At 66.4% G+C, this 21,286-nt stretch carries 22 protein-coding genes; 12 read left to right on the top strand and 10 right to left on the bottom strand.

The genetic code is table 11. The features are described 5' to 3' along the window. Positions 1 to 73: 73 nt before the first annotated feature. From AWB83_RS21280 to AWB83_RS21315, 8 genes are all read left to right on the top strand, one after another. Positions 74 to 1,216 carry an acyl-CoA dehydrogenase family protein gene (locus AWB83_RS21280; RefSeq protein WP_087047598.1) on the top strand — a complete coding sequence of 381 codons (1,143 nt, stop codon included), beginning with the start codon at positions 74 to 76 and terminating at the stop codon, positions 1,214 to 1,216. A gap of 34 nt (positions 1,217 to 1,250) precedes the next feature. Then, positions 1,251 to 2,753: an aldehyde dehydrogenase family protein gene (locus AWB83_RS21285; protein ID WP_087047672.1), complete on the top strand. Its 1,503-nt coding sequence runs from the start codon at positions 1,251 to 1,253 to the stop codon at positions 2,751 to 2,753. Between the two features lie 40 nt (positions 2,754 to 2,793). Further along, the gene (locus AWB83_RS21290; RefSeq protein ID WP_087047599.1) at positions 2,794 to 3,660 is read left to right on the top strand and encodes an enoyl-CoA hydratase/isomerase family protein; all 867 of its coding nucleotides are present in this window, start codon (positions 2,794 to 2,796) and stop codon (positions 3,658 to 3,660) included. Further along, a complete protein-coding gene (locus AWB83_RS21295) occupies positions 3,657 to 4,856 on the top strand; it encodes a CaiB/BaiF CoA transferase family protein (protein ID WP_087047600.1) in 1,200 nt (399 codons plus the stop codon). The genes AWB83_RS21290 and AWB83_RS21295 overlap by 4 nt, the downstream gene beginning before the upstream one ends. Then, positions 4,853 to 6,094 carry an NAD(P)/FAD-dependent oxidoreductase gene (locus AWB83_RS21300; RefSeq protein WP_087047601.1) on the top strand — a complete coding sequence of 414 codons (1,242 nt, stop codon included), beginning with the start codon at positions 4,853 to 4,855 and terminating at the stop codon, positions 6,092 to 6,094. Before AWB83_RS21295 ends, AWB83_RS21300 begins: the two co-directional genes overlap by 4 nt. A 13-nt stretch (positions 6,095 to 6,107) precedes the next feature. After that, positions 6,108 to 6,422, top strand: coding sequence for a 2Fe-2S iron-sulfur cluster-binding family protein (locus AWB83_RS21305; protein ID WP_087047602.1), 315 nt, complete (start codon positions 6,108 to 6,110; stop codon positions 6,420 to 6,422). Positions 6,423 to 6,484: 62 nt separating this feature from the next. Continuing rightward, entirely contained in the window at positions 6,485 to 7,180 is a 696-nt protein-coding gene (locus tag AWB83_RS21310; protein ID WP_087047603.1) for an SDR family NAD(P)-dependent oxidoreductase, read from the top strand. A 29-nt stretch (positions 7,181 to 7,209) separates the two neighbouring features. Next, entirely contained in the window at positions 7,210 to 8,433 is a 1,224-nt protein-coding gene (locus AWB83_RS21315) for a cytochrome P450 (RefSeq protein ID WP_087047604.1), read from the top strand. Positions 8,434 to 8,453: 20 nt separating this feature from the next. Here AWB83_RS21315 and AWB83_RS21320 read toward each other — a convergent pair whose 3' ends face one another. Beyond that, positions 8,454 to 9,428 carry a LysR substrate-binding domain-containing protein gene (locus tag AWB83_RS21320; protein WP_087047605.1) on the bottom strand — a complete coding sequence of 325 codons (975 nt, stop codon included), beginning with the start codon at positions 9,426 to 9,428 and terminating at the stop codon, positions 8,454 to 8,456. Between the two features lie 13 nt (positions 9,429 to 9,441). Then, positions 9,442 to 10,242, bottom strand: a complete 801-nt coding sequence (locus tag AWB83_RS21325; protein WP_087047606.1) for an SDR family NAD(P)-dependent oxidoreductase — start codon at positions 10,240 to 10,242, stop codon at positions 9,442 to 9,444. Positions 10,243 to 10,420: 178 nt separating this feature from the next. On the opposite strand from AWB83_RS21325, the gene AWB83_RS21330 reads away from it, so the two are divergent. The 4 genes from AWB83_RS21330 to AWB83_RS21345 all read left to right on the top strand — a co-directional run bounded on the left by AWB83_RS21330 (position 10,421) and on the right by AWB83_RS21345 (position 14,093). Next, a complete protein-coding gene (locus tag AWB83_RS21330) occupies positions 10,421 to 11,380 on the top strand; it encodes an AraC family transcriptional regulator (RefSeq protein WP_087047607.1) in 960 nt (319 codons plus the stop codon). Between the two features lie 84 nt (positions 11,381 to 11,464). Continuing rightward, on the top strand, positions 11,465 to 12,469 hold the full coding sequence (locus tag AWB83_RS21335) for a ketopantoate reductase family protein (RefSeq protein ID WP_087047673.1): 1,005 nt from the start codon (positions 11,465 to 11,467) through the stop codon (positions 12,467 to 12,469). Continuing rightward, positions 12,466 to 13,584, top strand: a complete 1,119-nt coding sequence (locus tag AWB83_RS21340; protein ID WP_087047608.1) for a CaiB/BaiF CoA transferase family protein — start codon at positions 12,466 to 12,468, stop codon at positions 13,582 to 13,584. The genes AWB83_RS21335 and AWB83_RS21340 overlap by 4 nt, the downstream gene beginning before the upstream one ends. A gap of 17 nt (positions 13,585 to 13,601) precedes the next feature. Then, positions 13,602 to 14,093, top strand: coding sequence for a MaoC/PaaZ C-terminal domain-containing protein (locus tag AWB83_RS21345; RefSeq protein ID WP_159463071.1), 492 nt, complete (start codon positions 13,602 to 13,604; stop codon positions 14,091 to 14,093). 128 nt (positions 14,094 to 14,221) lie between these two features. On the opposite strand, the gene AWB83_RS21350 is transcribed toward AWB83_RS21345, so the two are convergent. From AWB83_RS21350 to AWB83_RS21385, 8 genes are all read right to left on the bottom strand, one after another. Beyond that, positions 14,222 to 14,848, bottom strand: a complete 627-nt coding sequence (locus tag AWB83_RS21350) for a dihydrofolate reductase family protein (RefSeq protein ID WP_087047674.1) — start codon at positions 14,846 to 14,848, stop codon at positions 14,222 to 14,224. A gap of 194 nt (positions 14,849 to 15,042) precedes the next feature. Then, a complete protein-coding gene (hutG, locus tag AWB83_RS21355; RefSeq protein ID WP_087047610.1) occupies positions 15,043 to 15,849 on the bottom strand; it encodes an N-formylglutamate deformylase in 807 nt (268 codons plus the stop codon). 29 nt (positions 15,850 to 15,878) lie between these two features. Beyond that, positions 15,879 to 17,279, bottom strand: a complete 1,401-nt coding sequence (locus tag AWB83_RS21360) for a formimidoylglutamate deiminase (protein WP_087047611.1) — start codon at positions 17,277 to 17,279, stop codon at positions 15,879 to 15,881. Continuing rightward, the gene (locus tag AWB83_RS21365; RefSeq protein WP_087047612.1) at positions 17,276 to 17,824 is read right to left on the bottom strand and encodes a HutD/Ves family protein; all 549 of its coding nucleotides are present in this window, start codon (positions 17,822 to 17,824) and stop codon (positions 17,276 to 17,278) included. Before AWB83_RS21365 ends, AWB83_RS21360 begins: the two co-directional genes overlap by 4 nt. Continuing rightward, complete coding sequence (locus AWB83_RS21370) at positions 17,821 to 18,585, bottom strand: amino acid ABC transporter ATP-binding protein (RefSeq protein WP_087047613.1); 765 nt, start codon at positions 18,583 to 18,585, stop codon at positions 17,821 to 17,823. Before AWB83_RS21370 ends, AWB83_RS21365 begins: the two co-directional genes overlap by 4 nt. After that, entirely contained in the window at positions 18,582 to 19,250 is a 669-nt protein-coding gene (locus tag AWB83_RS21375; RefSeq protein ID WP_087047614.1) for an amino acid ABC transporter permease, read from the bottom strand. Before AWB83_RS21375 ends, AWB83_RS21370 begins: the two co-directional genes overlap by 4 nt. A 17-nt stretch (positions 19,251 to 19,267) precedes the next feature. Next, entirely contained in the window at positions 19,268 to 20,041 is a 774-nt protein-coding gene (locus tag AWB83_RS21380) for a transporter substrate-binding domain-containing protein (RefSeq protein ID WP_087047615.1), read from the bottom strand. A gap of 42 nt (positions 20,042 to 20,083) precedes the next feature. Next, a complete protein-coding gene (locus tag AWB83_RS21385; RefSeq protein ID WP_087047616.1) occupies positions 20,084 to 20,833 on the bottom strand; it encodes an IclR family transcriptional regulator in 750 nt (249 codons plus the stop codon). Positions 20,834 to 21,286 lie beyond the last annotated feature (453 nt).

A 21,286-nucleotide genomic window follows, 5' to 3' on the forward strand; every position in this document is an offset into this window, starting at 1 on the left:
CACGAACCGGATGCGCGGGCGCACGCATGGTATTTCGCATGACGAAACAAGATCGCGGCACGAGGACTAGTCGATGAAGTTCACCGAAGAGCAGGACATGCTGCGCGACATGGTGCGCAGGGTGGCCGAAGAGCAGGTGCGTCCGCTCGTGGCGGAGATGGAGGAAACGAAGCGCTTTCCCGAGGAGCTCGTCGCCGTATTCGGCGATCTCGGGCTGCTGCAGATGTGGGTGCCGGAAGAATACGGCGGCCCGGGCGGCGATCTGACCTCGGTGTGCATCGCGAAGGAAGAGATCGGCCGCGTGTCGCTCGCCGCGTCCACGTTGTGCGCGAACAATTCGATCGGTCTCATCCTTCCGCTTCTGCATTTCGGCACCGAGGCGCAGAAGGCGCGCTATCTGCCGGAAGCGGCGCACGGGCGCACGTTGTCGGCGGTGGCGATCACCGAGCCTGAAGCGGGCTCGGACGTCTCCGCGATCCGCACGACCGCGAGGCGCGACGGCGATTCGTATGTGATCAACGGCCAGAAGAGCTGGATCACGTGGGCCGCGCAGGCGAACTACATGCTCCTCTTCGCGCGCACGTCGGTAGGACGCGGGCACGACGGCATCAGCGTGTTTCTCGTCGATACGAAAACGCCCGGCGTCAGGATCGGCCGCAAGGAAACGAAGATGGGCCGCCACGGCTCGCCCACGTATCAGGTGTTCTTCGAGAACATGCGCATCGACGCGGACTGCCTGCTCGGCGAGGAAGGCAGCGGCTTCAAGGCGTGCATGAGGATTCTCGATCTGAACCGGCCTTCGGTCGCGGCGTCCTCGCTCGGGCTCGCACAGGCGGCGCTCGAGGAATCGCTTAACTATGCGAAGGACCGGCGTCAGTTCGGCAGGCGCATCGCGGATTTCCAGGCCATCCAGTTCAAGCTCGCCGACATGGCGATGAAGGTCGAAGCCGCGCGCACGCTGCTCTATTCGAGCACGCAGGAGATCGATGCGGGCGACACCGCGCGCCTCACGCTGCTCTCCTCGATGGTCAAGTGCTTCGTGACCGACGTCGCGATGGAAGTCGCGCTCGAGGCGGTGCAGGTGCATGGCGCCTACGGCTACTCGACGGAGTATCCGGTCGAGCGCTTCATGCGCGACGCGAAGCTCAACCAGATTCTTGAAGGCACCAACGAGATTCACCGGGTCATCATCGCGCGGCAACTGATCGGCCGCTGATGCCCGCACTCACGAAAAAGGATTTCTCATGGACATGACGAGAACATTTCATCCCGCGCTGGGCGAGGCCGCGCGCGCCTTTCTCGGGCGCGAGCACCTGTTGCTGATCGACGGCCACGCGGCCGAGTCCGATTCCGGCCAGCGCACCGAGATCCTCGATCCGGCGACCGGCGAAGTGATCGCCACGGCCGCCGAAGGCTCGGCCACCGACGTGGACCGCGCGGTCGACGCCGCACGCCGCGCGTTCGCTGGACTGTGGAGCAAGACCACGCCCGCGGCGCGCACGCGCATCATGCTGCGCTTCGCCGAGCTGATCGAAGCGCACGCCGACGAGCTCGCGCAGCTGGAATCGATCAACAGCGGCAAGCCGTTGCCGGCATGCCGCAACGTCGATGTGCCGGGCATCGCGGAGATGCTGCGCTACATGGCGGGCTGGGCCACGAAGATCGGCGGCGAGACGCCGGCCGTCTCGCTCGCGGGCGAGTGGCACGCCTACACGCTGCGCGAGCCGGTCGGCGTGGTCGCGCAGATCATCCCGTGGAATTTTCCGCTGAACATGGCGATGTGGAAGATCGCGCCGGCGCTCGCGGCGGGCTGCACGATCGTGATGAAGCCCTCGGAGCAGACGCCGCTTACGGCATTGCGGCTCGGCGAGCTCGCGCTCGAAGCCGGCGTGCCGCCGGGCGTCCTCAATATCGTCACCGGCTTCGGCGATCCGGTCGGCGCGGCGCTCGCGGCGCATCCGCGCGTCGACAAGGTGGCCTTTACCGGCTCCGGCGAGACGGGGCGGCGCATCCTGCACGCGGCGAGCGGCAATCTCAAGCGCGTGTCGCTGGAGCTCGGCGGCAAGTCGCCCGTGATCGTCTTTCCGGATGCGAATCTCGAAGCGGCGGCGGCGGGCGTCTGCTCGTCGATCTTCTTTCATGCGGGGCAGATCTGCGCGGCCGGCTCGCGGCTTTACGTGCACGAGCGCGCGTTCGATCAGGTGCTCGACGCGATTGCGAAGCGCGCCAACGGCATGAAGCTCGGCCACGGCCTCGACGCCGGCACCGAGATGGGGCCGGTGATCTCGCAACGCCAGCTCGCCCGCGTGACCGGCTACATCTCGAGCGGAGAGATCGAGGGCGCCACGCTCTTCGCCGGCGGCGCCGCCGACCAGGAGCGCGGCTTCTTCGTGCGGCCGACCGTGCTCACGAACGTCAGGCCCGGCATGCGCGTGCACGACGAGGAGATCTTCGGCCCCGTGCTGTGCGCGATGAAGTTCTCCGACGACGACGATCTCGACAGCATCGCCGCCGCCGCCAACGGCACGACCTACGGCCTCGCCGCGAGCATCTGGACGAGCGATCTCGCCACCGCGCACAGGACCGCGCGCCGCCTGCACGCGGGCATCGTCAACGTGAACGCGCTGTCGTCGCCGGATGCCGCGCTGCCGTATGGCGGCTACAAGCAATCGGGCTGGGGCCGCGAGCGCGGCTTCGAGGCGATCGAGCTCTATACCGAGGTCAAGGCCGTCGCCGTCAACCTCAACGTCTGAGGCCCACGCCTCTTCGAACCATCATCAAGGAGACACGCACATGACAGGCAGCGTCGATTACCTGGCCCGCGACGGCCGCGCGTACATCACCTTCAACCGGCCCGAGAAGAAGAACGCGTTCACCAACGCGATGTTCGATCAGCTCATGCAGTGCTACGACGAGGCGGAGCGCGACGACGACGTGCGCGTGGTCGTGCTGCAGGGCGCGGGCGACGACTTCAGCACCGGCCACGATCTCGCGGAAGTCGGCCACGAGTACGGCGAAACCACCTACGACGACAAGGGCCGCCCGCGCAAGCCGAGCCAGCGCGCACGCCTGCTGCACGACAAGCGCTATCTCGAGCGCTTCGAGCGCGTCTTCAAGTTCCTGAAGCCGACGCTCTCGCTCGTGAAGGGCTATTGCCTCGGCGGCGGGCTGTATCTGGCGGAAGGCTCGGATCTCGTGATCGCCGCCGATACCGCGAAGATGGGGCATCCGGAGCAGAAGCTGGGCCTCTCGGGCGCGGCGTACTTCGCGGCCTGGGAGATGATGACGATGGGCCCGCGCAAGGCGCGCGAACTTCTCCTCATGGCCGACGTGTGGGACGCGCAGACGTGCCTCGCCAACGGTCTCGTGAACAAGGTCGTGCCGCTCGCCTCGCTCGTCGACGCGGGCGAGGAGTGGGCCGAGCGCATCGTGCGCCTGCCGCGCGACGGCATCGTGATGGGCAAGGCCGCGACCAGCCTCGCGATGGATTCGCTCGGCATCACGAGCCAGTTTTCCTACGGTCACGTGCTGCATTCACTCGCGACCAACGTGCGCTACGAGGCCGACGAATTCAACTTCATGAAGCAGCGCCGCGACAAGGGCGTGCGCGCGTCGAACCACGATCGCGAAGACTTCTACGTGAAGAAGGAGCGAGCATGAGCACGGTGGACAAGGCGGCGCTCGGCGGCCTCAAGGTGCTCGACTTCACGCAGATGATGACCGGGCCGTTCGCCACGATGATGCTCGGCGATTCCGGCGCGGACGTGCTGAAAGTCGAGCAGCCGGATGGCGATCCGTTCCGGCGTTCGGGCGAGACCACGCTCGGCGGCGACGGCGCGTTCTTTCTCGGCGTCAACCGCAACAAGCGGAGCGTCGTGCTCGATCTCAAGACCGAAGAAGGGCGCGCGTCGGCGCGCGCGCTCGCGGCCGAGGCGGACGTGCTCGTCGAGAATTTCCGGCCCGGGCTGACCGAGCGCGCCGGGCTCGGCTACGACGCGCTGAGGGCGATCAACCCGCGTCTCGTCTATTGCTCGATCTCGGGCTTCGGGCGCAGCGGGCCGGACAGCAATCGGCCCGCGCTCGACATGGTGATTCAGGCCGTGTCGGGCGTGATGCAGGTGACCGGCACCGAAACGTCCGGGCCGCTTAAGACGGGCTTTCCGTTCTCGGATCTCGTGACCGCGCTCATCGCGACCATCGGCATTCTGGTGGCGCTGCAGGCCCGCGAGCGCACGGGCGAGGGCCAGCGCGTCGATCTCTCGATGCTCGACGCCAGCATCTTCAGCCAGGTGCCGCGCGACGTCTATTTCGATCTGACGGGCGTCACGCCGACGCGCATGGGCAACCAGCATTGGGACATCGTGCCCAACAACACCTACACGACCGCCGATGGCCGGCAGGTCATGATCATCACGATCAACGACAAGTTCTGGCAGATCCTTTGCGACGCGCTCGGCACGAGCGAGTGGAAGACCGACCCGCGCTACGCGACCAAGGCCGCGCGCCTCGCGAACCGCGCCCTCGTGGACGAGAGTCTCGCGCGCGTGTTCGCGAGCCGCGACCTCGCGCACTGGGAAGCGGCGCTCTCGGGCGCGGGCGCCATCTACGGCGCGGTGCGGACCTGGCCCGAAGTGTTCAGCGATCCGCATGTCGTCGAGAATCTGTTGCGCACGCTGCATCACCCGAAAGGCGGCGCGTTCAGGGTCATCAACAATCCGCTGAAATTTTCCGGCACGCCGACGCAGATCCGGCTCGCACCGCCTTTGCTCGGCGAGCACACGGGCGCGGTTCTGGGCGCCGATGGCGCGGCGTGGCCCGCCTGGGCCGCGCGGGAAGAGGAACGCGAGGCGTCATGAACGGGACCTGCATCGTCGTCGGCGCGAGCCATGCGGCCGCCCAGCTCGCGCCGCTTCTGCGCCAGGAAGGCTGGACGGGGCGCATCGTCGTGATCGGCGAGGAAGCGCATCTGCCGTATCACCGGCCACCGCTTTCCAAGGCGTATCTGCTCGGCGAGAAGCACGCGGACGACTTGCTGATCCGCACGGCCGACGCCTACGCGCGCCTCGGCATCGAGTTCCGGCTCGGCGAGCGCGTCGCGTCGATCGACCGCGCCGCGAAGACGGTCACGCTCGCGGGCGGCGAGCGGCTCGCCTGGGACAAGCTCGCGCTCTGCACCGGCGCGCGCGTGCGCACCGTCGACTGGCCGGGCGCGCGCCTCCCGGGCGTGCACACGCTGCGCGGCATCGGCGACATCGACGGGATTCGCGCGCGGGTTCGCGCCGGGGGGCGCGCGGTGATCGTCGGCGGCGGCTATATCGGACTCGAAACGGCGGCCGCGCTCAGGACGCTCGGCATGCACGTGACGGTGCTCGAGTCGGCGCCGCGCGTGCTCGCGCGGGTGAGCGCGCCGCAGGTGTCCGCGTTCTTCGAACGCGTGCATCGGGAAGAGGGCGTCGAGATTCGCGCGGGCGTCGCGGTGTGCGGCTTCACAGGCGATGGCGGTGACGTGAAACGCGTGATCTGCGACGACGCTTCGCTCGACGCCGATCTCGTGATCGTCGGCATCGGCGTGGTGCCGAATGTCGAGTTGGCGGCGGCGGCAGGCCTTGCGATCGGTGACGGCGTGCGCGTGGACGAATGCGCGCGCACGTCGGATGCCGACATCGTCGCGGCAGGCGATTGCGCGATGCATCCGTCGCCGTGGTACGGGCAGGTGCGGCTCGAATCCGTGCCGAACGCGACGGAGCAGGCCAGGAGCGCCGCCGCCGCGCTGTGCGGCAAGGAGAAGCCGTATCGCACGTTGCCGTGGTTCTGGTCGGATCAGTACGACGTGAAGCTGCAGACCGCGGGCCTCAACGCGGGCTATGACGAGATCGTGATGCGCGGCGAGGCTGACAGCGGGCGGCGGTTCAGCGCGTTCTACCTGAAGGACGGCCGGCTCGTCGCGGCGGATTGCGTGAACCGTCCGCAGGATTTCATGGCGAGCAAGCGGCTCGTCGCGGAGCGCATCGACGCGCCGCGCGAGGCGCTCGCCGACCAGGATTTCGATTTGAAGATGCTCTTCAGGACCGCGCCGGTTCTGGGAACGACATGACAGGGAGAGAAACATGCCGATGATCCGATACGTGCAGGCAGACGGACGCGCGATAGACGCCGACGTGCCGCTCGGCAGCTCGGTGATGCAGGGCGCGGTGGATCACTTCGTCGAAGGGATCGCCGCGGAGTGCGGCGGCTCGTGCAGTTGCGCGACGTGCGAGGTGAGCGTGGATGCCGCGTGGCTCGAGGCCGTCGGCGAAGCATGTGAGATCGAGCGCGACATGCTGTGCGCGGCGGGCGCCGCGGTGGGCGCGCGCAGGCTCGCCTGCCAGATCGAAGTGACCGACGCGCTCGACGGGCTCGTCGTCGCGGTGCCGCAGGCGTAGCGCGTGCGTTGCATGACCAAGAGACGAACATCGAACGAACATTCATACAGGAGAACGGATTCATGAACAAGCCAGTGGCAGTCGTGACCGGATGCAATGGCCTCACGGGTCAGGCTATCTGCAAGAATTTGAGCGGGCGCGGCTATGCCGTCGTCGGGCTCGATGTCGGTGAGACGGGCAAGGGCGACTTCGCCTATCGCCGGTGCGACGTCACCGATTACGGGCAGATCAGGGCCGCCGTCGCCGCCATCGATGAAGAGCACGGCACGATCCGCGTGCTCGTCAACAACGCGGGCGTGTGGCACGGCAAGACCTTCCTCGACATCACGCCGGACGATTACGACTTCACCTACGGCGTGAACACCCGCGCGCCGTTCTTCCTGAGCCAGGAAGTCGCGAAGCGGCTCATCGCGGCGGGCGGCGGCGGGGTGATCGTGAATCTCGCGTCGATCGTCGCGACGACCGGCAGCGGCGTGACCGATTACGGCGGCTCGAAGGCCGCGGTCGTCAATCTGACGAAGAGCCTCGCCAAGCCGCTCGGGCCGCATGGCATCCGCGTGGCGGCGGTGTCGCCGGGCACGATCAACACGGCGATGGGCGAGAAGGTGCCGAAGGAAATCCGCGACAGGCTGATTGCGAGCTCCGGCCTCCAGCGCGCCGCCGAGCCCGAGGAAATCGCGGCGGCGGTGGGCTTTCTCGTCAGCGACGACGCGCGTTATGTGACGGGCGCGACGCTCGACGTGAACGGCGGACTCTGAGCCGCGCTTGCCTGTGACGGGGGGAAAACATGTCTCAATGTCCATTTGGCGGAGATGCGGCGCGCGCCGCGTTTCCGATCGCGCGGCAATGCCCGTTCGTGCCGCCGCGCGAGTATCGCGAGTTCCAGCAGCAGGATGGCCCGGTGAAGGTGCGGATGTGGGACGGCCGTGACGCGTGGCTCTTCACGCGCTATGACGACGTGCGCGCCGTGCTGGCCGACAATCGCTTCAGCGGCGATCCATCGGTGCCCGGCTTTCCGAGCCTGTCGGAAGCGCGCAATGCCGTGCTCGAACTGGAGCCCGCGTTCATCCGCATGGACCCGCCGCAGCATGGGCATTTCCGCCGCATGCTGACGAAGGAGTTCATGGTGAAGAAGGTCACGGCGATGCGGCCGATGATCGACACGATCTTCAACCGGCTGCTCGACGAGCTCATCGCCAAGGGTCCGCCCGCGAATCTCGTGGAAGACCTGTTCCTGCCGCTCACCTCGGAGGTGATCGCCTGGCTGCTCGACGTGCCGCGCAAGGATCACGGCTTCTTTCAGGAGCAGAGCCGTCTGAAGGTGCTGCTCGATGTCGGTCCGGAGGTGCCGAAGGCCGCGTCGGAGCGCATGCTCGCCTATCTCGACGCGCTCATCACCGAACGCTCGAAGGATGCGGAGAAGCGCGACGATCTGCTGAGCCGGCTGATCGTCGAGCAGGTGCGGCCGGGGCATCTGACGCATCGCGAGCTCGTCATCATGGCGGAGCTGCTGCTGATGGCGGGCCACGAGACGACGGCAAACCAGATGGCGCTCGGCGTATACAGCTTTCTCACCAATTCGGACCAGCTCGCGCGCCTGCGCGCCGAGCCCGCCCTGCTGCGCAACGCGGTGGAGGAGATGCTGCGCTTTCACACCATCGTTCATTACAACGCGTTTCGCGTCGCGCGCGAGGACGTGGAAGTGGCAGGGCAGCTCGTTCGACGCGGCGAAGGCGTGATCGCGCTCATCGCGGGCGCCAATCACGACGCGAAGGCGTTTCCCGAGCCGGACAAGTTCGATATCACCCGCAAGGTGGATCATCACGTCGCGTTCAGCTATGGCGTGCATCAGTGCCTCGGCCAGCCGCTCGCGCGCGTCGAGTTGCAGGTGGTGTTCGGCACGCTCTTCGAGCGTTTGCCGGAACTCCGGTTCGCCGTGCCGGCGGAGGAAATCCGCAGCAAGGGCGATCACTTCGTGCAGGGCTTGCAGACGTTGCCGGTGACGTGGTGATCGCGGCTCGCCCGTGCCGCTCAGGCTTGCAGCGCGAGCGGCGCGGGCGGTGCGAGGCTCGCCTGCCGGGAGGCATGGAGAAAGAGCTCGGGATGCTGGGCCATCAAGGCTCCGGCGTTCTCGCGGGCCGCCTCGCGCCACATTTCGAGCAGCGGCGGCACGCGGTCGCGGTGCCACGCGAGCGAGAGCGATACGGCGGGCGTCTCCGCGTCGAGCGGACGGTAGGCGATGCCGAGCGGCTTCATCAGCTGCATGATGGCGGGCACGACCGCCACGCCCATGCCGGCCGCGACGAGGCACGCCGAGGTATGCATGTCGTAGGCCTCGCGCGCGATGGTGGGCTTGCGGTTCTCGTCCTCGAAGATGTCGAGGATGCGGTCGCCATAGCCGCGCTCGGTGGCGTTGCCGCGCGCCACCGCGATGAGCGGCCAGGTCGCGAGATCCTTCAGCGCGACCGCGCCCGGTGTGTCGTACTCGCTGCCCGCCGGCACCGCGACCACCAGCAGCTCGCGGTAGAGCAGCTCCGTCACGATGCTCGGATCGTAGATGTGTCCGCGCACGAGACCCACTTCGATCGCGCCTTCCTTGAGCGCGGCGATCTGCTGGGAGATCGTCATCTCCTGAAGGCTCACGTCGGAGTTCGGGGCGAGCGCCTTGAAGAGGCGCAGCGTGTTCGGCAGGAAGCAATAGATGGCCGTGTAGATCGCGCCGACCATCAGATGCGCCTTCGCGCCGCGCCCGGACGCACGCACCGCCGCGATTGCCGCCGATGCCGTGTTGAGTACGCGCTGCGCATGCTCGACGAGAATGTCGCCCGCCGGCGTGAGCATCACCTTGCGCTTCTCGCGCGTGAAGAGCGGCGTGCCGAGCTCCTCCTCCAGCGCGATGATCTGCGCGGAGAGCGCGGGCTGCGCAATGTTCACGCGCTCCGATGCGCGCGTGAAGTTGAGCTCCGCCGCGACGGCGAGAAAGTATTGCAGCTGGCGCATGTTCATCGCGGTGCTCCTTTCAGTGCGCGCCGCGCCAGGCGAGCGTGCCTGCGTCGACGTTGAAGGTGCTGCCGGTGCAGAACGAAGCTTCCTCCGATGCGAGAAAGCAGACGAGGCGCGCGACTTCCTCGGGCTGGCCGAGGCGCCGGATCAGATGCGTGCCGTAGAGGCGCTTTTGCGCCTGCTCGCGGTCGGCGGCGTGCTCGAGGCTGCGGGCGAGCATGGGCGTGTCGATCGCGCCGGGCACATAGGCGTTGCAGCGGATGCCGGCGTCCGCCAGATCGACGGCCGTGGCCTTGGTCAGCATCACGACGCCGCCCTTGCTCGCGACATAGGCGGGCAGGCCGGGATACGCGACGCTGCTCGCCACCGAGGCCGCATTGACGATCGCGGGACTGCGCGGGGACTTGCGCAGCCACGGCGCCGCGAACTTCGTCGCGAGCCACATCGCCTTGAGGTTCACGTTCATCACCGTGTCCCAGACGGCCTCGGGAAGGTCCTCGACCGACGGCGCGCGGCCCGTGAGCCCGTCGTCGGTGACGCCGGCGTTGTTCACCAGCACGTCGATGCCGCCCGCGAGTCGCGCGGTCTCGTCGATCATGTGGCGAATCGAGTCGCTTTGGGAAAGATCGGTCCGGACGAAGCGCGCCTGCGCGCCTGCCTCGCGCACGGCGCGCGCGGCCGCTTCACCGTTCTCCTGCTGGAGGTCAGCGAGGGTGACCCACGCCGCGCCTTCGCGCGCCGCCTCGATGGCGATGGCCCGTCCCATGCCTTGCGCCGCGCCCGTGACGATCACGAGGCGGTCCTTGAGCCTGTTCATACGTGTCTCCAGCGTCGTGCGCTTTCGGCCGCGCAGGACGCGCCGCGGCCGAAGGCGCCCCCCGCTCGCCAGACACGGCGGCGGGCCTTGTTTGTCCGCCTACCTTATCCAAACGCATCGAGATGATCCATAATGAATCATCTCGATTTCTTTACGAATCGTCTAGAACAGGCTCGCCATGGACCTCCTGACCGACATCGTCCGGCTGATGCGCCCGCAGACCGTCCTGTGGCGAACGGTCGATGCCGGCGGCCGCTGGGGCATGCGCGTGCCGTATCGGGAGACGCCGCGCTTCTGTCTCGTGGTGATCGGCCATTGCTGGTTCGTTCCGGACGAAGGGGAGCCGCGCCTCATGCGCCAGGGCGATTATTTCCTGCTCGCGGGCAAGACGTGCTACTGCCTCACGAGCGACCTGGACGTCATGCCCAGGCTCGACGCGCTGCGGCGCCGCGCGCGCCAGGAAGACTACCTGCGCTGGGACGATACCGTTCGGGGCGCGCCGATGCGTCTCATCGGCGGGCATTTCCAGACCGATCCCGAGCATGCGGCGCTGCTCGCCGATCTGCTGCCGCAGCAGATCTACGTGCGCGCATCGGATGAGGAGGCGGGCCGTCTCACGCGCGTGCTGGAGCTGATCGGCGAGGAGGCGGTGTGCGAGCAGCCGGGGCGCGATCTCGTGATGAGCCGCCTCGTCGAGATCATGCTGGTCGAAGTGCTGCGCCGGCCCATGCTGCAGATCGAAGGGCAGCGCACCGGCTGGCTGAGCGGCATGGCCGATCCGCAGATCGCGCTCGCGCTGCAGCGCATGCATGCGGAGGTCGCGCGCCACTGGACCGTGGATGCGCTCGCGAAACATGCCGGCATGTCGCGTGCCGTGTTCGCGCGGCGCTTCGTCGAACGCGTGGGCGTCGCGCCGGCGACGTATCTGTCGAACTGGCGCATCGCGCTCGCGAAGGATGCGCTCATCAACAGCGATCGCCCGATCAGCGATATCGCGCTGTCCATCGGCTATCTCTCGGACAGCGCGTTCTGCACCGCATTCGCGCGCATCGTCGGCAAGCCGCCCGCGTCCTATCGCAAGACGTGCCGCAGGGCGCCGTCGCAGGCGGCCTGGCGAACCATCGAGCGATCCGCTTGAACCATCGTTTTTTCGTATTTGCCACGCGGCGCGCGCGCGCCTTATCTTCTGCTCACACAACGCAATTCGACGAGCGGAATCGACATGCTGAAGGTCTGCATTTTTGGCGGCGGCGCGATCGGCGGCCATATCGCGGCGCACCTCGCGCGAGCGGGGCAATGTGAAGTAAGTGTGGTCGCGCGCGGCGCCACGCTCGAGGCCATCCGCGCGCGAGGCCTGCGGGTGCGCACGCCCGCAGGCCTGATCGAAGCACGCGTGAAGGCGGTGGCCGATGCGCGTGCGCTGGGCAAGCAGGACTATGTGTTCGTCACACTGAAGGCGCATCAGTTCGACGCGGCGCTCGATGACATCGCCGTGCTGATGGACGAGCAAACGGCAGTCCTTCCGCCGACCACCGGGATTCCTTATTATTTTTTTCATGGCACGCGCGGCCCGTTCGACGGACGGCAACTCGATGACATCGACCCCGGCGGCCGGCAATGGCGCGCGCTGCCGCCCGCGCAGGTGCTCGGCTGCGTGCACTGGATCGGCGCGCATGTCGTCGAGCCCGGCGTGATCGCGCAGGACGGCGAGAAAGCGGGCTGTCCGGTCGGCGAACTCGGCGGTGGGACGTCGGAGCGCGTCACGCGGCTCGCCGCGCTCTTGAGCGAAAGCGGGATTCCATCGAAGGTGAGCGGCGACATCCGCGCGGCCATCTGGACCAAGTTCGTCAACAGCCTCTGCTGGAATCCCGTTGCGCTTCTCACCGAGGCCACGCTCGGCGAAATGAGCGATGCGCCGGGCATCGTGCCGCTCGTCGGAACGATGATGCGCGAAGCGGATGCGCTCGCCGCGCGCCTCGCGCTCACGATCGGGCCGCAGCCGGAGCAGCGCATCGCCACGACCTTGAGCGCGCGGCATCACAAGATGTCGATGCTGCAGGATCTCGACGCCGGACGGCCGCTCGAACTGGAGCCGCTGGTTCGCTCGCTGCGCGCCGTCGCGCGGCTCGCGGGCGAAGCCACGCCGACGCTCGACACCGTGCTCGCGCTCGCCGCGCTGCGCGCTCGCGCCATTCATCCACATCGCAATGAGGAGCAGGTTTCATGAATTCATCCGCCAATGCGCGCCCGCTCGAGGGCTGCAAGGTCGTCGAGGCGTGCAGCTACATCTCCGGCCCGTTCTGCGCGCAAATGCTGGCCGACCTCGGCGCGGACGTCATCAAGGTCGAGCCGCCGACGGGCGATCCATATCGCAACTTCGGGCACAGCTGGGAAGGCGTCGGCACGGTCTGGACGAATTCGAATCGCGGCAAGCGCAGCGTCGTGCTCGATCTCAAGTCGCCGAAGGATCTCGAGCATTTCAGATCGCTTCTCGTGGACGCGGACCTGTATATCGAGAACTGGCGCCCGCATGTTTCGGCTTCGCTCGGGCTCGGCTTCGGGCAGTTGAGCGAGCTCAATCCGCGGCTCGTGCAGCTGTCGATCACGGGTTACGGCGCGGATGGCGAACTCGCGAAAGAGCCGGCGTTCGATGCGCTGATCCAGGGCCGCACGGGTCTGCTGAGCTATGAGGCGGCGGGCGGTGCGCCGCGCGCGACGAACTCGTTCCTCGCGGACAAGGTCGCCGCGATCTTCGCCGCGCAGATGGCGCTGGCGGGACTGCGCGAGCGTGATCGCACCGGCAAGCCCGTGCACCTGGAAACGTCCATGCTCGACATGCTCTCGTACTTCAACTTCCCCGACATGTTCCATAACCGGACCTACCTCGACGACGACGCGCCCTGCACGCTCGCGCCGCAGCCGGTGCTCGCGACCCAGGACGGCTACATGGTGCTGTCGCCCGTGTCGGGCAAGCAGTTGAGCCGCACACTGGAGGCGCTCGGCCACCCGGAATGGAAGGAGGAATTGAAGCGTATCGCCGACAGAAAGGCGATGACGCATGCGTTCTTCGAGCGTATCGCAGCGCCGTTGCGGGAGCGGACGACGGCCGAGTGGCTCGCGCGCTTTCGGGAACTCGACGTGCCGGCCGGCCCGGTGAACGAGCCGTCGGATCATTTGCGCGATCCACAGGTGCGTCACAACGAACTGTACGTCGAACTGGAAAGCAGCGCCGGCCGACTGCGCGCGATCCGTTATCCGGCGCGCATCAACGGCGAACTGCTCAGGCCCACGCGCGCCGCTCCGGTTCTCGGAGAGGCCAACGGTGAATTGTTCGCAGACTGAGAGACCAGGGGAACAAGGTGCCGATCCTGCTGAGAGGTATCGACGGAATCAGGGCGTACGCGGGCTTTCATCTCGGCAAGAGCGGCTGGGTCGAGATCGGACAGCCGACCATCGACGCGTTCGCCGCGGCGACGGACGACCGGGACGCGCTGAGCGTGGACCCGGATGAAGCCGCGCGCGGTCCTTACGGAACGACCATCGCGCAGAACAGCCTGATTCTCGCGATGGTTCCGCCGATGCTGCACGACGTCTTCCTGCTCGAGGACGTGGGATTGAGCCGGCAATGCGGCATCGACAGACTGCGGTTCCTCGCGCCGGTGCCGGTGAACTCCTGCATTCGTCTCGACGCGACGCTCAAGTGGGCACGCGCCGAGATCGCCGGGCTGAGGTTTACGCTGGAATGCACGATCGAATGCGATTGCACGGACCTTCCCGCGCTTCAGGCCGATATTTCCTACCAGGTTTGGCCTCTGGCGTGCTCAGGGGTCGGAAGGGTTCTTGCGTTATGAGCGCGGTTTCGAGGACCCGTGCTGTCTCGATCCGACCCGCCAAACGAGTTCGGCTTGAATGATCTGCCAGGCTGCAATTCGCGCCCGGGGAGCGCACGCCCGAATGCATGCTCCTGCTGCATGGATCGTCAATCGACTTCCTCGAACGTTCCTGTGCGCACCTCGCCATTGCGCATGTAGCGGGTGATGAGCACGCCGCGAGGCGTGCTGGTGGCGTGAGCCAGAGTGAAGGCGGACGCCAGTGCGTCGTCGCCGAACAAGCGCTTGCCGCGCCCAAGCATGACGGGGTAGATCAGAAGCCGAAGCTCGTCCACCAGGCCGGCTACGAGCAACTGGCGCACCATGTCGCCGCTGCCGAACGTCAAAAGATTGGCGCCGTCCTGACGTTTGAGCACGCGTATCGCGTCGACGAGATTGCCCGTCAGCGCATGACTGTTCTGCCAGTCGAGATCACCGGATCGATGCGTGGCCACGTGCTTGGGTACGCGGTTGAACGGGTCGGCGATGGAACGGCTGTGCGAATCGGGCGGTACGCGCGGCCAATACGCCGCGAATATGTCGTAGGTGCGGCGCCCCAGCAGCAGCTCGAACGGCTGCGAGAGCAGATCCTGCAAGTATTGGCCAATGGCTTCATCGGCATAGGGAACGATCCAGCCGCCGAGGCGGAAGTCGCCGCCGGGATCTTCTCGAGGCCCGCCAGGGGATTGAATTACACCATCCAGACTGACGAAGGCGGAAACAGTGAGCTTGCGCATGGTGTTCTCCAGATCGACGGACCCGATCGGTCCGTAGATACGACGAACGATTCGCATGCAAATCGACAACCATGCGTCTGTGGCGATATCGCTTTTTAGAGCGCGTACCTTACGCGCCGGAAACGGTCGTCTATTCCACGCGTGGCAAGGGGGGACCAAGAGCCGTCGAGAATGGGATGAACGGCCGACGCGCCTCAGACCGGCCTGTTCAGCGCGACGATCGCCTCGAGCGCACCGCTCACCATGTCGCGCACCACGGGTTCGATCTTTTGCGCGACATCGGGCAGATAGTCGAACGGGGCGTCCTCGCTCATGTAGGTCGATTGGCACATCTCCAGTTGCACCGCATGCACGCCGTCGTGCGGCGCGCCGAAGTGCCTTGTGATGAAGCCGCCCTTGAAGCGGCCGTTCGCGATCCACGTGAACGGACCCGCCGCGGCCGCGCGCTGCACCGCTTCCTGCACGGACGGCGCCGCCGTGCGGCCGTCCTGCGTGCCGATGTTCAGATCCGGCAGCTTGCCCTCGAAAAGACGCGGCAGCACGCTCGCGATCGAATGCGCTTCCCACAGCAGCACGTTCCGGTGCTGGGCGCGCAGCCGCTTCAACTCGTCGCGCAAGGTGTCGTGATACGGCTGCCAGTATGTCGCCACGCGCCGGTTGCGCTCGGCGGCATCGGGCGCGCAGCCATCGCGATACAGCGGCGCGCCGCGAAACGTTTCGGTCGGGCACAGCGAAGTGGTCGTCTGTCCGGGATAAAGACTTTCGTCGTTCGAGGGCCGGTTCAGATCGATCACGTAGCGTGAGACGCGCGCGCCGAGAATCGTCGCGCCCAGCGATCTGGCGAATGCATAGAGGCGGTCGAGATGCCAGTCGGTATCCGCGACCGTCAGCGCGATGTCCGTGTACTGGCCGCGCAAGGAATCGGGAATGTGCGTGCCAAGGTGCGGAATCGAAATCATCAGCGGTGCATCGCCGCGTTCGAGTGAGAAGAGATCGTTCATGGTGCTTTCATCCGGATGAATGCTTGCGTTCAGGCGTTGGCGAGAAGCTGCGACAGCGCCTTGCGATAGTCCGCATAATGCCGCGCTTCATCACGATGGCGGCGGTCATGGACCACGCGCTCGCCGCCTACGATTACATCGCACACGGGTGTTTCGCCATGTTCGCAGAATACGACGGACGAGAGCCACGTCGCGCTCGTCTGCTCCGCGAGATTCGGATGCCCGGCGTCGAGCACGATCCAGTCCGCGCGCGCGCCTTCTTCGAGCGCACCGACCGCGCGGCCCGTCGCGCGCGCGCCGCCTTGGAGCGCGCCGTGAAAAAGCCGGTCGGCGACATGCGCCGTTCGTTGTGACGCAAGCACGTTGCGCTGACGCCGCACGAGCCGCTGGCCGTATTCGAGCAGGCGCAGCTCCGCGCGCCAGTCTACGCCGATATGACTGTCCGAGCCGATGCCGAACGCACCCTGCGCGTCGAGATAGTCCATCACGGGGAAAATGCCGTCGCCGAGATTCGCTTCGGTCGTGAGGCACAGGCCCGCAATCGCGCCGCTTTTCGCAAGCGCGCCCGTTTCCGTCTCGTCGACATGCGTCGCATGCACGAGGCACCAGCGCGCGCTCACGTCGAAGTGATCGAGCAGCCATTGCACGGGCCGTGCGCCCAGCGCCGCGATGGATGCCTCCACTTCGGCCGTCTGCTCCGCAATGTGGATATGAACCGGCGCGCCGGGAGACATCGCGTCGAGCCCCTCGATCAGCGTGCGCAGCGAAGTCTCCGACACCGCGCGCAGCGAATGGGGCGCAACGCCGTAACGCAGCGCGCCGTGCTCGGGACGCGCATCGCGCAATGCACTCAGAAGATCGAGGAATTCGCCGGTCGTGTTGATGAAGCGGCGCTGATCGTCGCGCGGCGGCTGCGCGTCGAAGCCGCTGTATTGATAGAGCACCGGCAGCATCGTCATGCCGATGCCGGTCTCGCTCGCCGCATCCACGACGCGCTGGGCGAGCTCGGCCGGATTCGCATGGCGCCTGCCACCCGCCGCGTGATGCACGTAATGGAACTCGCACACGGACGTGTAGCCCGCCTTGAGCATCTCGACATAGAGCCAGCGCGCGATGGCGCCGAGCGTATCGGGCGTGATGCGCGAGGCGAAGCGGTACATCAGTTCGCGCCAGCTCCAGAAGCTGTCCGTGGGATTCGCGCGATATTCGGTGAGACCGGCCATCGCGCGCTGGAACGCGTGCGAGTGCAGGTTCGGCATGCCGGGGATGACCGGCCCCGCGGCGTGCGCGACGTTCGCGGGCGCGGCGCGCACATCCGGCGTGACGGCGACGAGCGTGCCCGCGTCGTTCCATTCGAGCAGCACGTCGGTGCGCCAGCCGTCGGGCAGCAGCGCGTGCGCGGCGAAAAGCGCTTTCGTATCTGAATTCATGACTGATTTTCGGTATCCAGCGACGCGCACAACAGCATGCCGTCGCCTTGTATCTCCACTTCGACGTCGTTCGCCGCATCGACGCGCACCGTGTCCATCTTCGTCAACGTGACGCGCGCCTGACCGACGCGCACATCGAGCGAGCCTTGCGCGCAATGCAACAGCACGGTTTCCGCATCGACGATGCGACTCGCCGGCGCGCGCCGGAAATCGATCGAAGCGCGCGCGGCGCCGCGATGCGTCATCAGATTGAACACGCGCACCGGGCCGTCCGTCAGACGCGCCTCGATCGACGATTCGCCCGTGAATCTCGCGACGTCGAACGCATGCATGACGGCATGCTCGTCGAGCATCAAGCCCGCGCCGTCGAGCAGCACCAGCACGCGGTCGATGCCGTCGAAGCGCGAAAACGGCCCTGGCCGATCGATGTCCGCAATGCTCACGCGCCACGCATGCGCGCGCGTCGCGACTTCACGCGTGATGCCGCCGCCGTTCTTCCACGGCGACGCCGCGAGGTCGATGCCACGTATCAGGGAAACGTTCATGCCCGCGACAACACCGCTTGCAGGAACGAGCGCGTGCGCGGCTGCGTCGGCGTCGCGAAAATATGCGCGGGCGGGCCCGCCTCGACGATCTCGCCGCCGTCCATCACGACGACGACATCCGCCACTTCCTTCGCGAAGCCCATTTCGTGGGTGACGACGAGCATCGTCATGCCTTCGGATGCGAGCAGCTTCATCACCTGCAGCACTTCACCGACGAGTTCGGGATCGAGCGCGGACGTGGGTTCGTCAAAGAGCATGACGCGCGGCTCCATTGCCAGTGCGCGTGCGATCGCGACGCGCTGCTTCTGGCCGCCCGACAGGCTCGCGGGCATCGCATGCGCCTTGTGCTCCAGACCGACTTTCTTCAGCAACGCGAGCGCGGCCGCTTCGGCATCGGCTTTGGACACACCGCGCAACATGCGCGGGCCGACCGTGATGTTATGCAGCACCGACAGGTGAGGAAACAGGTTGAAGGACTGAAACACCATGCCCACTTCGGTGCGCAGCGCATTGAGCGCGCGTTCCTTGAGCATCGTGCCGTGATCGACGAGCCGATGCCCGCAAATATCGATCGTGCCGCGCTCCGGCTGTTCGAGTCCGTTGCAGCAGCGCAGAAACGTGCTCTTGCCCGAACCGCTCGGGCCGATCACGACGACGACCTGGCTTGGCTGAATATCGAAGTCGATGCCGTTCAACACGCGATGCGTACCGAACGACTTCGTGAGTTCGCGAATGCGGACGATGGGTTGAGCGCTGTTCATTGCACCATGCCTCCTGCGCGCAGCCGTCGCTCGACGCGATGAAGAATGTAGTTGGTCGTCTGCGTGAGGACGAGATAGACGAGCGCGATGACGAGATACACCTCCAGCGACCGGTACGACACGCTGATGATCTTCTGTCCTTCGTGCATGAGATCGTGAATCGTCAAAAGCGACACGAGCGCCGAGTTCTTGATCAACGCGATGAACTCGTTGCCGAGCGGCGGAATCATGCGCACGATGGCCTGCGGAAGAATGATCGCGCGCATGGCCTGTCCCGCCGACATGCCGATGGAACGCGCCGCTTCCATCTGTCCGCGATCCACCGACTGAATCGCGCCACGCACGATCTCCGATACATACGCCGCGGAATATAGCCCGAGCCCGAGCATGCCGCACACGAACGCGGGCAGGAGGATGTTGAACTGCGGCAAGCCGAAGAACAGCAGGAACAGTTGCACGAGCAGCGGCGTGCCGCGAAAGAAGATCAGATACCCGGTGCAGAAGCCATAGATGAAGCGCCGCTGCGGCGAAAGCCGGCCGATGCCGATCAGTAGCCCGAGCAGGCACGAGAGCACGAGCGCGGCGGCGGTCACTTCCACCGTGACCAGCGCGCCGTGCGCGATATCGGCCCAACCGGCGAGGGCCGGCGTGAAGTCGAGTTGCATGGGTCAGGTCCGCCGGATTACTTCGCGTTCGCGGTGGTGCTGGCGCTCGCGCTGAACCACTTCTTCACGATCGCGTCATATGTGCCGTCCGCCTTGATCTTCGCGAGCGCGGCGTTCATCTGATCGCGCAATTGCGGCTCGTCCTTGCGCACCGCAATGCCGTACGCCTCCGTCGTCAGCTCCTTGTCGAGCACGCGAAAACCGGGGCGTGTGCGCACGAACTGATACGCGGCGGGCTTGCCGGTCACGGCGGCATCCGCGCGGCCGATGCCCACGAGATCGAACATCTCCTGATTCTTTTCCACTTCCACGCGCTGCACCTGCGGATAGTTGTCGCGCAGGAAGTTCACCGACTTCGTGCCGACCTGCACGGTCACCCTCTTGCCGTTGAGATCGGCGAGCGTCTTGATCGGCGAATCCGCCTTGACGAGCGCGGACAGGCCGCCCGCGAAGTACGACTGCGTGAAGTCGACGACCTGCGAGCGCTCCGGCGTGATGTAGATGCCCGAGATCGCCGCGTCGAAGCGATGCGCGACGAGGCCCGGAATCAGCCCCTTGAAGTCGATGTCGGTCCACTGGATCTGCTTGCCCATCGCCTTCGCGAGCGCGTTCATGATGTCGATGTCGAAGCCGGTGCGCTGGCCCTTGTCGACGAATTCCATCGGCGGGAAGGTGGCGTCGGTCGCGACGTTCAGCACGTTCGAGTCTTGCGCGGCAGCGGCGCCGGGCATGACGGCACAGATCATCGCGATGCCGAGGCTTGCGGCCGAAAGCATGTTCTTCAGTTTCATGGTGTGGCTCCCCAGGGTGTGTGGTCAGTCGTTGAGTTGCATTCAGGCGGCTTGCAGCCGGGCGGAAATGGCATTGGCGGTGCGCACGGTCCAGCCGGCGAGCTGCTGTTCGCGGCCCGCCGCGCGCGAGGACGGCGCCATCAGCGTGATCGATGCGCTCGCGCCCGCGCCGCGCGAAACGCGCCGGAACACGGGTGCGCTCACGCCCCACACGCCGGGATCGACTTCGCTGTCGCTCACCGCATAGCCGCGCGCGCGGATGTGTTCCAGCTCCGCTTCGAGGGCGGCGCGCGCCGCGTCGTCGCCGGCGAACTGGCGCTCGAGCGTTTCGCTGCGCGCCTTGTCGGCCATGAACGCGAGCAGCGATTTCGCCGATGCGCCGGCGCGCAACGGCACCGCGCGGCCTTTCTCGAACGAGCAGCGCAGCGAGTGGGTGCTTTCGATCATTTCGAGGCAGATCACCTGATCGTTCACGGCGACGACGAGCCCGACGCTCTCCTGCGTGGTGCGCGAGAGCTGCATCATGCCTTCGCGGCTCGCTTCGACCAGCATCGAATTGATGTCGAAGCCGAGCGCGAGTTGGAGACTGATGGGACCGGGCGCGTAATAGCCGGCGTCCTCGGTGACGAAGCCCCAGCGCTTGAGCAGCGCCACTTGGCGGTAAAGCGTGCTTTGCGCGAGACCGGTCGCCCCGAGCATGTCCCTCACGGACATGGCCTTGCCGTGGCTGGCGAGTGCGGTCAGCACGAGCAGCAGGCGCTCGGCTCCGGTGACGCTTGATTCCTGATTCACGTGATCTTGAGCCGGAGGAACTGGATCGATGACCGGTAGGATGCCACTTCGCTCCCGCTGGACAAAAATGAGATTCCCATGAGGTGGGAATGAATGGCTAGGGTTTTCCCTCGGTTGGTTGACTGGCTGTGTGCCAGGCACATTGCGGCTGGCGAATGGGGCAGGCGCCTTTCACGAAGGCTGCCACCATCGGCCGAGCTTGATATGGCGCATGCCGGAAAAGCCTTGCCCGAGAGGATTCGGAGGCAGCGAACCAATGCGTCGCTGTGTGGCGCCGGCGCGGCGCCTTGCAACTCGACAGATGCAATCGAGGGAGGCCCGTCTGTCGCCGGGGGAGACGGTGGACTTCGGGTGTCGGCCAACAGCGGCCATTATCGCGAGTTTACCGACGGACATTCGAATGTCGGCTACGACCTCCAAAGAGCCCGAAGCAATAGGTCGCGCCGACGCGAT

Origin of the sequence: Caballeronia ptereochthonis, assembly GCF_001545075.1 — a bacterium.
Lineage (GTDB): Bacteria > Pseudomonadota > Gammaproteobacteria > Burkholderiales > Burkholderiaceae > Caballeronia > Caballeronia ptereochthonis.

What these genes read in the sequence shown, in the direction of transcription:
- AWB83_RS21365 (WP_087047612.1), bottom strand. Translation starts at nt 17,824, where the DNA reads ATGAACGTTTCCCTGATACGTGGCATCGACCTCGCGGCGTCGCCGTGG.
- AWB83_RS21320 (WP_087047605.1), bottom strand. Translation starts at nt 9,428, where the DNA reads ATGAACATGCGCCAGCTGCAATACTTTCTCGCCGTCGCGGCGGAGCTC.
- AWB83_RS21380 (WP_087047615.1), bottom strand. Translation starts at nt 20,041, where the DNA reads ATGAAACTGAAGAACATGCTTTCGGCCGCAAGCCTCGGCATCGCGATG.
- AWB83_RS21375 (WP_087047614.1), bottom strand. Translation starts at nt 19,250, where the DNA reads ATGCAACTCGACTTCACGCCGGCCCTCGCCGGTTGGGCCGATATCGCG.
- AWB83_RS21310 (WP_087047603.1), top strand. Translation starts at nt 6,485, where the DNA reads ATGAACAAGCCAGTGGCAGTCGTGACCGGATGCAATGGCCTCACGGGT.
- AWB83_RS21280 (WP_087047598.1), top strand. Translation starts at nt 74, where the DNA reads ATGAAGTTCACCGAAGAGCAGGACATGCTGCGCGACATGGTGCGCAGG.
- AWB83_RS21360 (WP_087047611.1), bottom strand. Translation starts at nt 17,279, where the DNA reads ATGAATTCAGATACGAAAGCGCTTTTCGCCGCGCACGCGCTGCTGCCC.
- AWB83_RS21305 (WP_087047602.1), top strand. Translation starts at nt 6,108, where the DNA reads ATGCCGATGATCCGATACGTGCAGGCAGACGGACGCGCGATAGACGCC.
- AWB83_RS21325 (WP_087047606.1), bottom strand. Translation starts at nt 10,242, where the DNA reads ATGAACAGGCTCAAGGACCGCCTCGTGATCGTCACGGGCGCGGCGCAA.
- AWB83_RS21300 (WP_087047601.1), top strand. Translation starts at nt 4,853, where the DNA reads ATGAACGGGACCTGCATCGTCGTCGGCGCGAGCCATGCGGCCGCCCAG.
- AWB83_RS21350 (WP_087047674.1), bottom strand. Translation starts at nt 14,848, where the DNA reads ATGCGCAAGCTCACTGTTTCCGCCTTCGTCAGTCTGGATGGTGTAATT.
- AWB83_RS21340 (WP_087047608.1), top strand. Translation starts at nt 12,466, where the DNA reads ATGAATTCATCCGCCAATGCGCGCCCGCTCGAGGGCTGCAAGGTCGTC.
- hutG (WP_087047610.1), bottom strand. Translation starts at nt 15,849, where the DNA reads ATGAACGATCTCTTCTCACTCGAACGCGGCGATGCACCGCTGATGATT.
- AWB83_RS21330 (WP_087047607.1), top strand. Translation starts at nt 10,421, where the DNA reads ATGGACCTCCTGACCGACATCGTCCGGCTGATGCGCCCGCAGACCGTC.
- AWB83_RS21295 (WP_087047600.1), top strand. Translation starts at nt 3,657, where the DNA reads ATGAGCACGGTGGACAAGGCGGCGCTCGGCGGCCTCAAGGTGCTCGAC.
- AWB83_RS21335 (WP_087047673.1), top strand. Translation starts at nt 11,465, where the DNA reads ATGCTGAAGGTCTGCATTTTTGGCGGCGGCGCGATCGGCGGCCATATC.
- AWB83_RS21315 (WP_087047604.1), top strand. Translation starts at nt 7,210, where the DNA reads ATGTCTCAATGTCCATTTGGCGGAGATGCGGCGCGCGCCGCGTTTCCG.
- AWB83_RS21290 (WP_087047599.1), top strand. Translation starts at nt 2,794, where the DNA reads ATGACAGGCAGCGTCGATTACCTGGCCCGCGACGGCCGCGCGTACATC.
- AWB83_RS21285 (WP_087047672.1), top strand. Translation starts at nt 1,251, where the DNA reads ATGACGAGAACATTTCATCCCGCGCTGGGCGAGGCCGCGCGCGCCTTT.
- AWB83_RS21370 (WP_087047613.1), bottom strand. Translation starts at nt 18,585, where the DNA reads ATGAACAGCGCTCAACCCATCGTCCGCATTCGCGAACTCACGAAGTCG.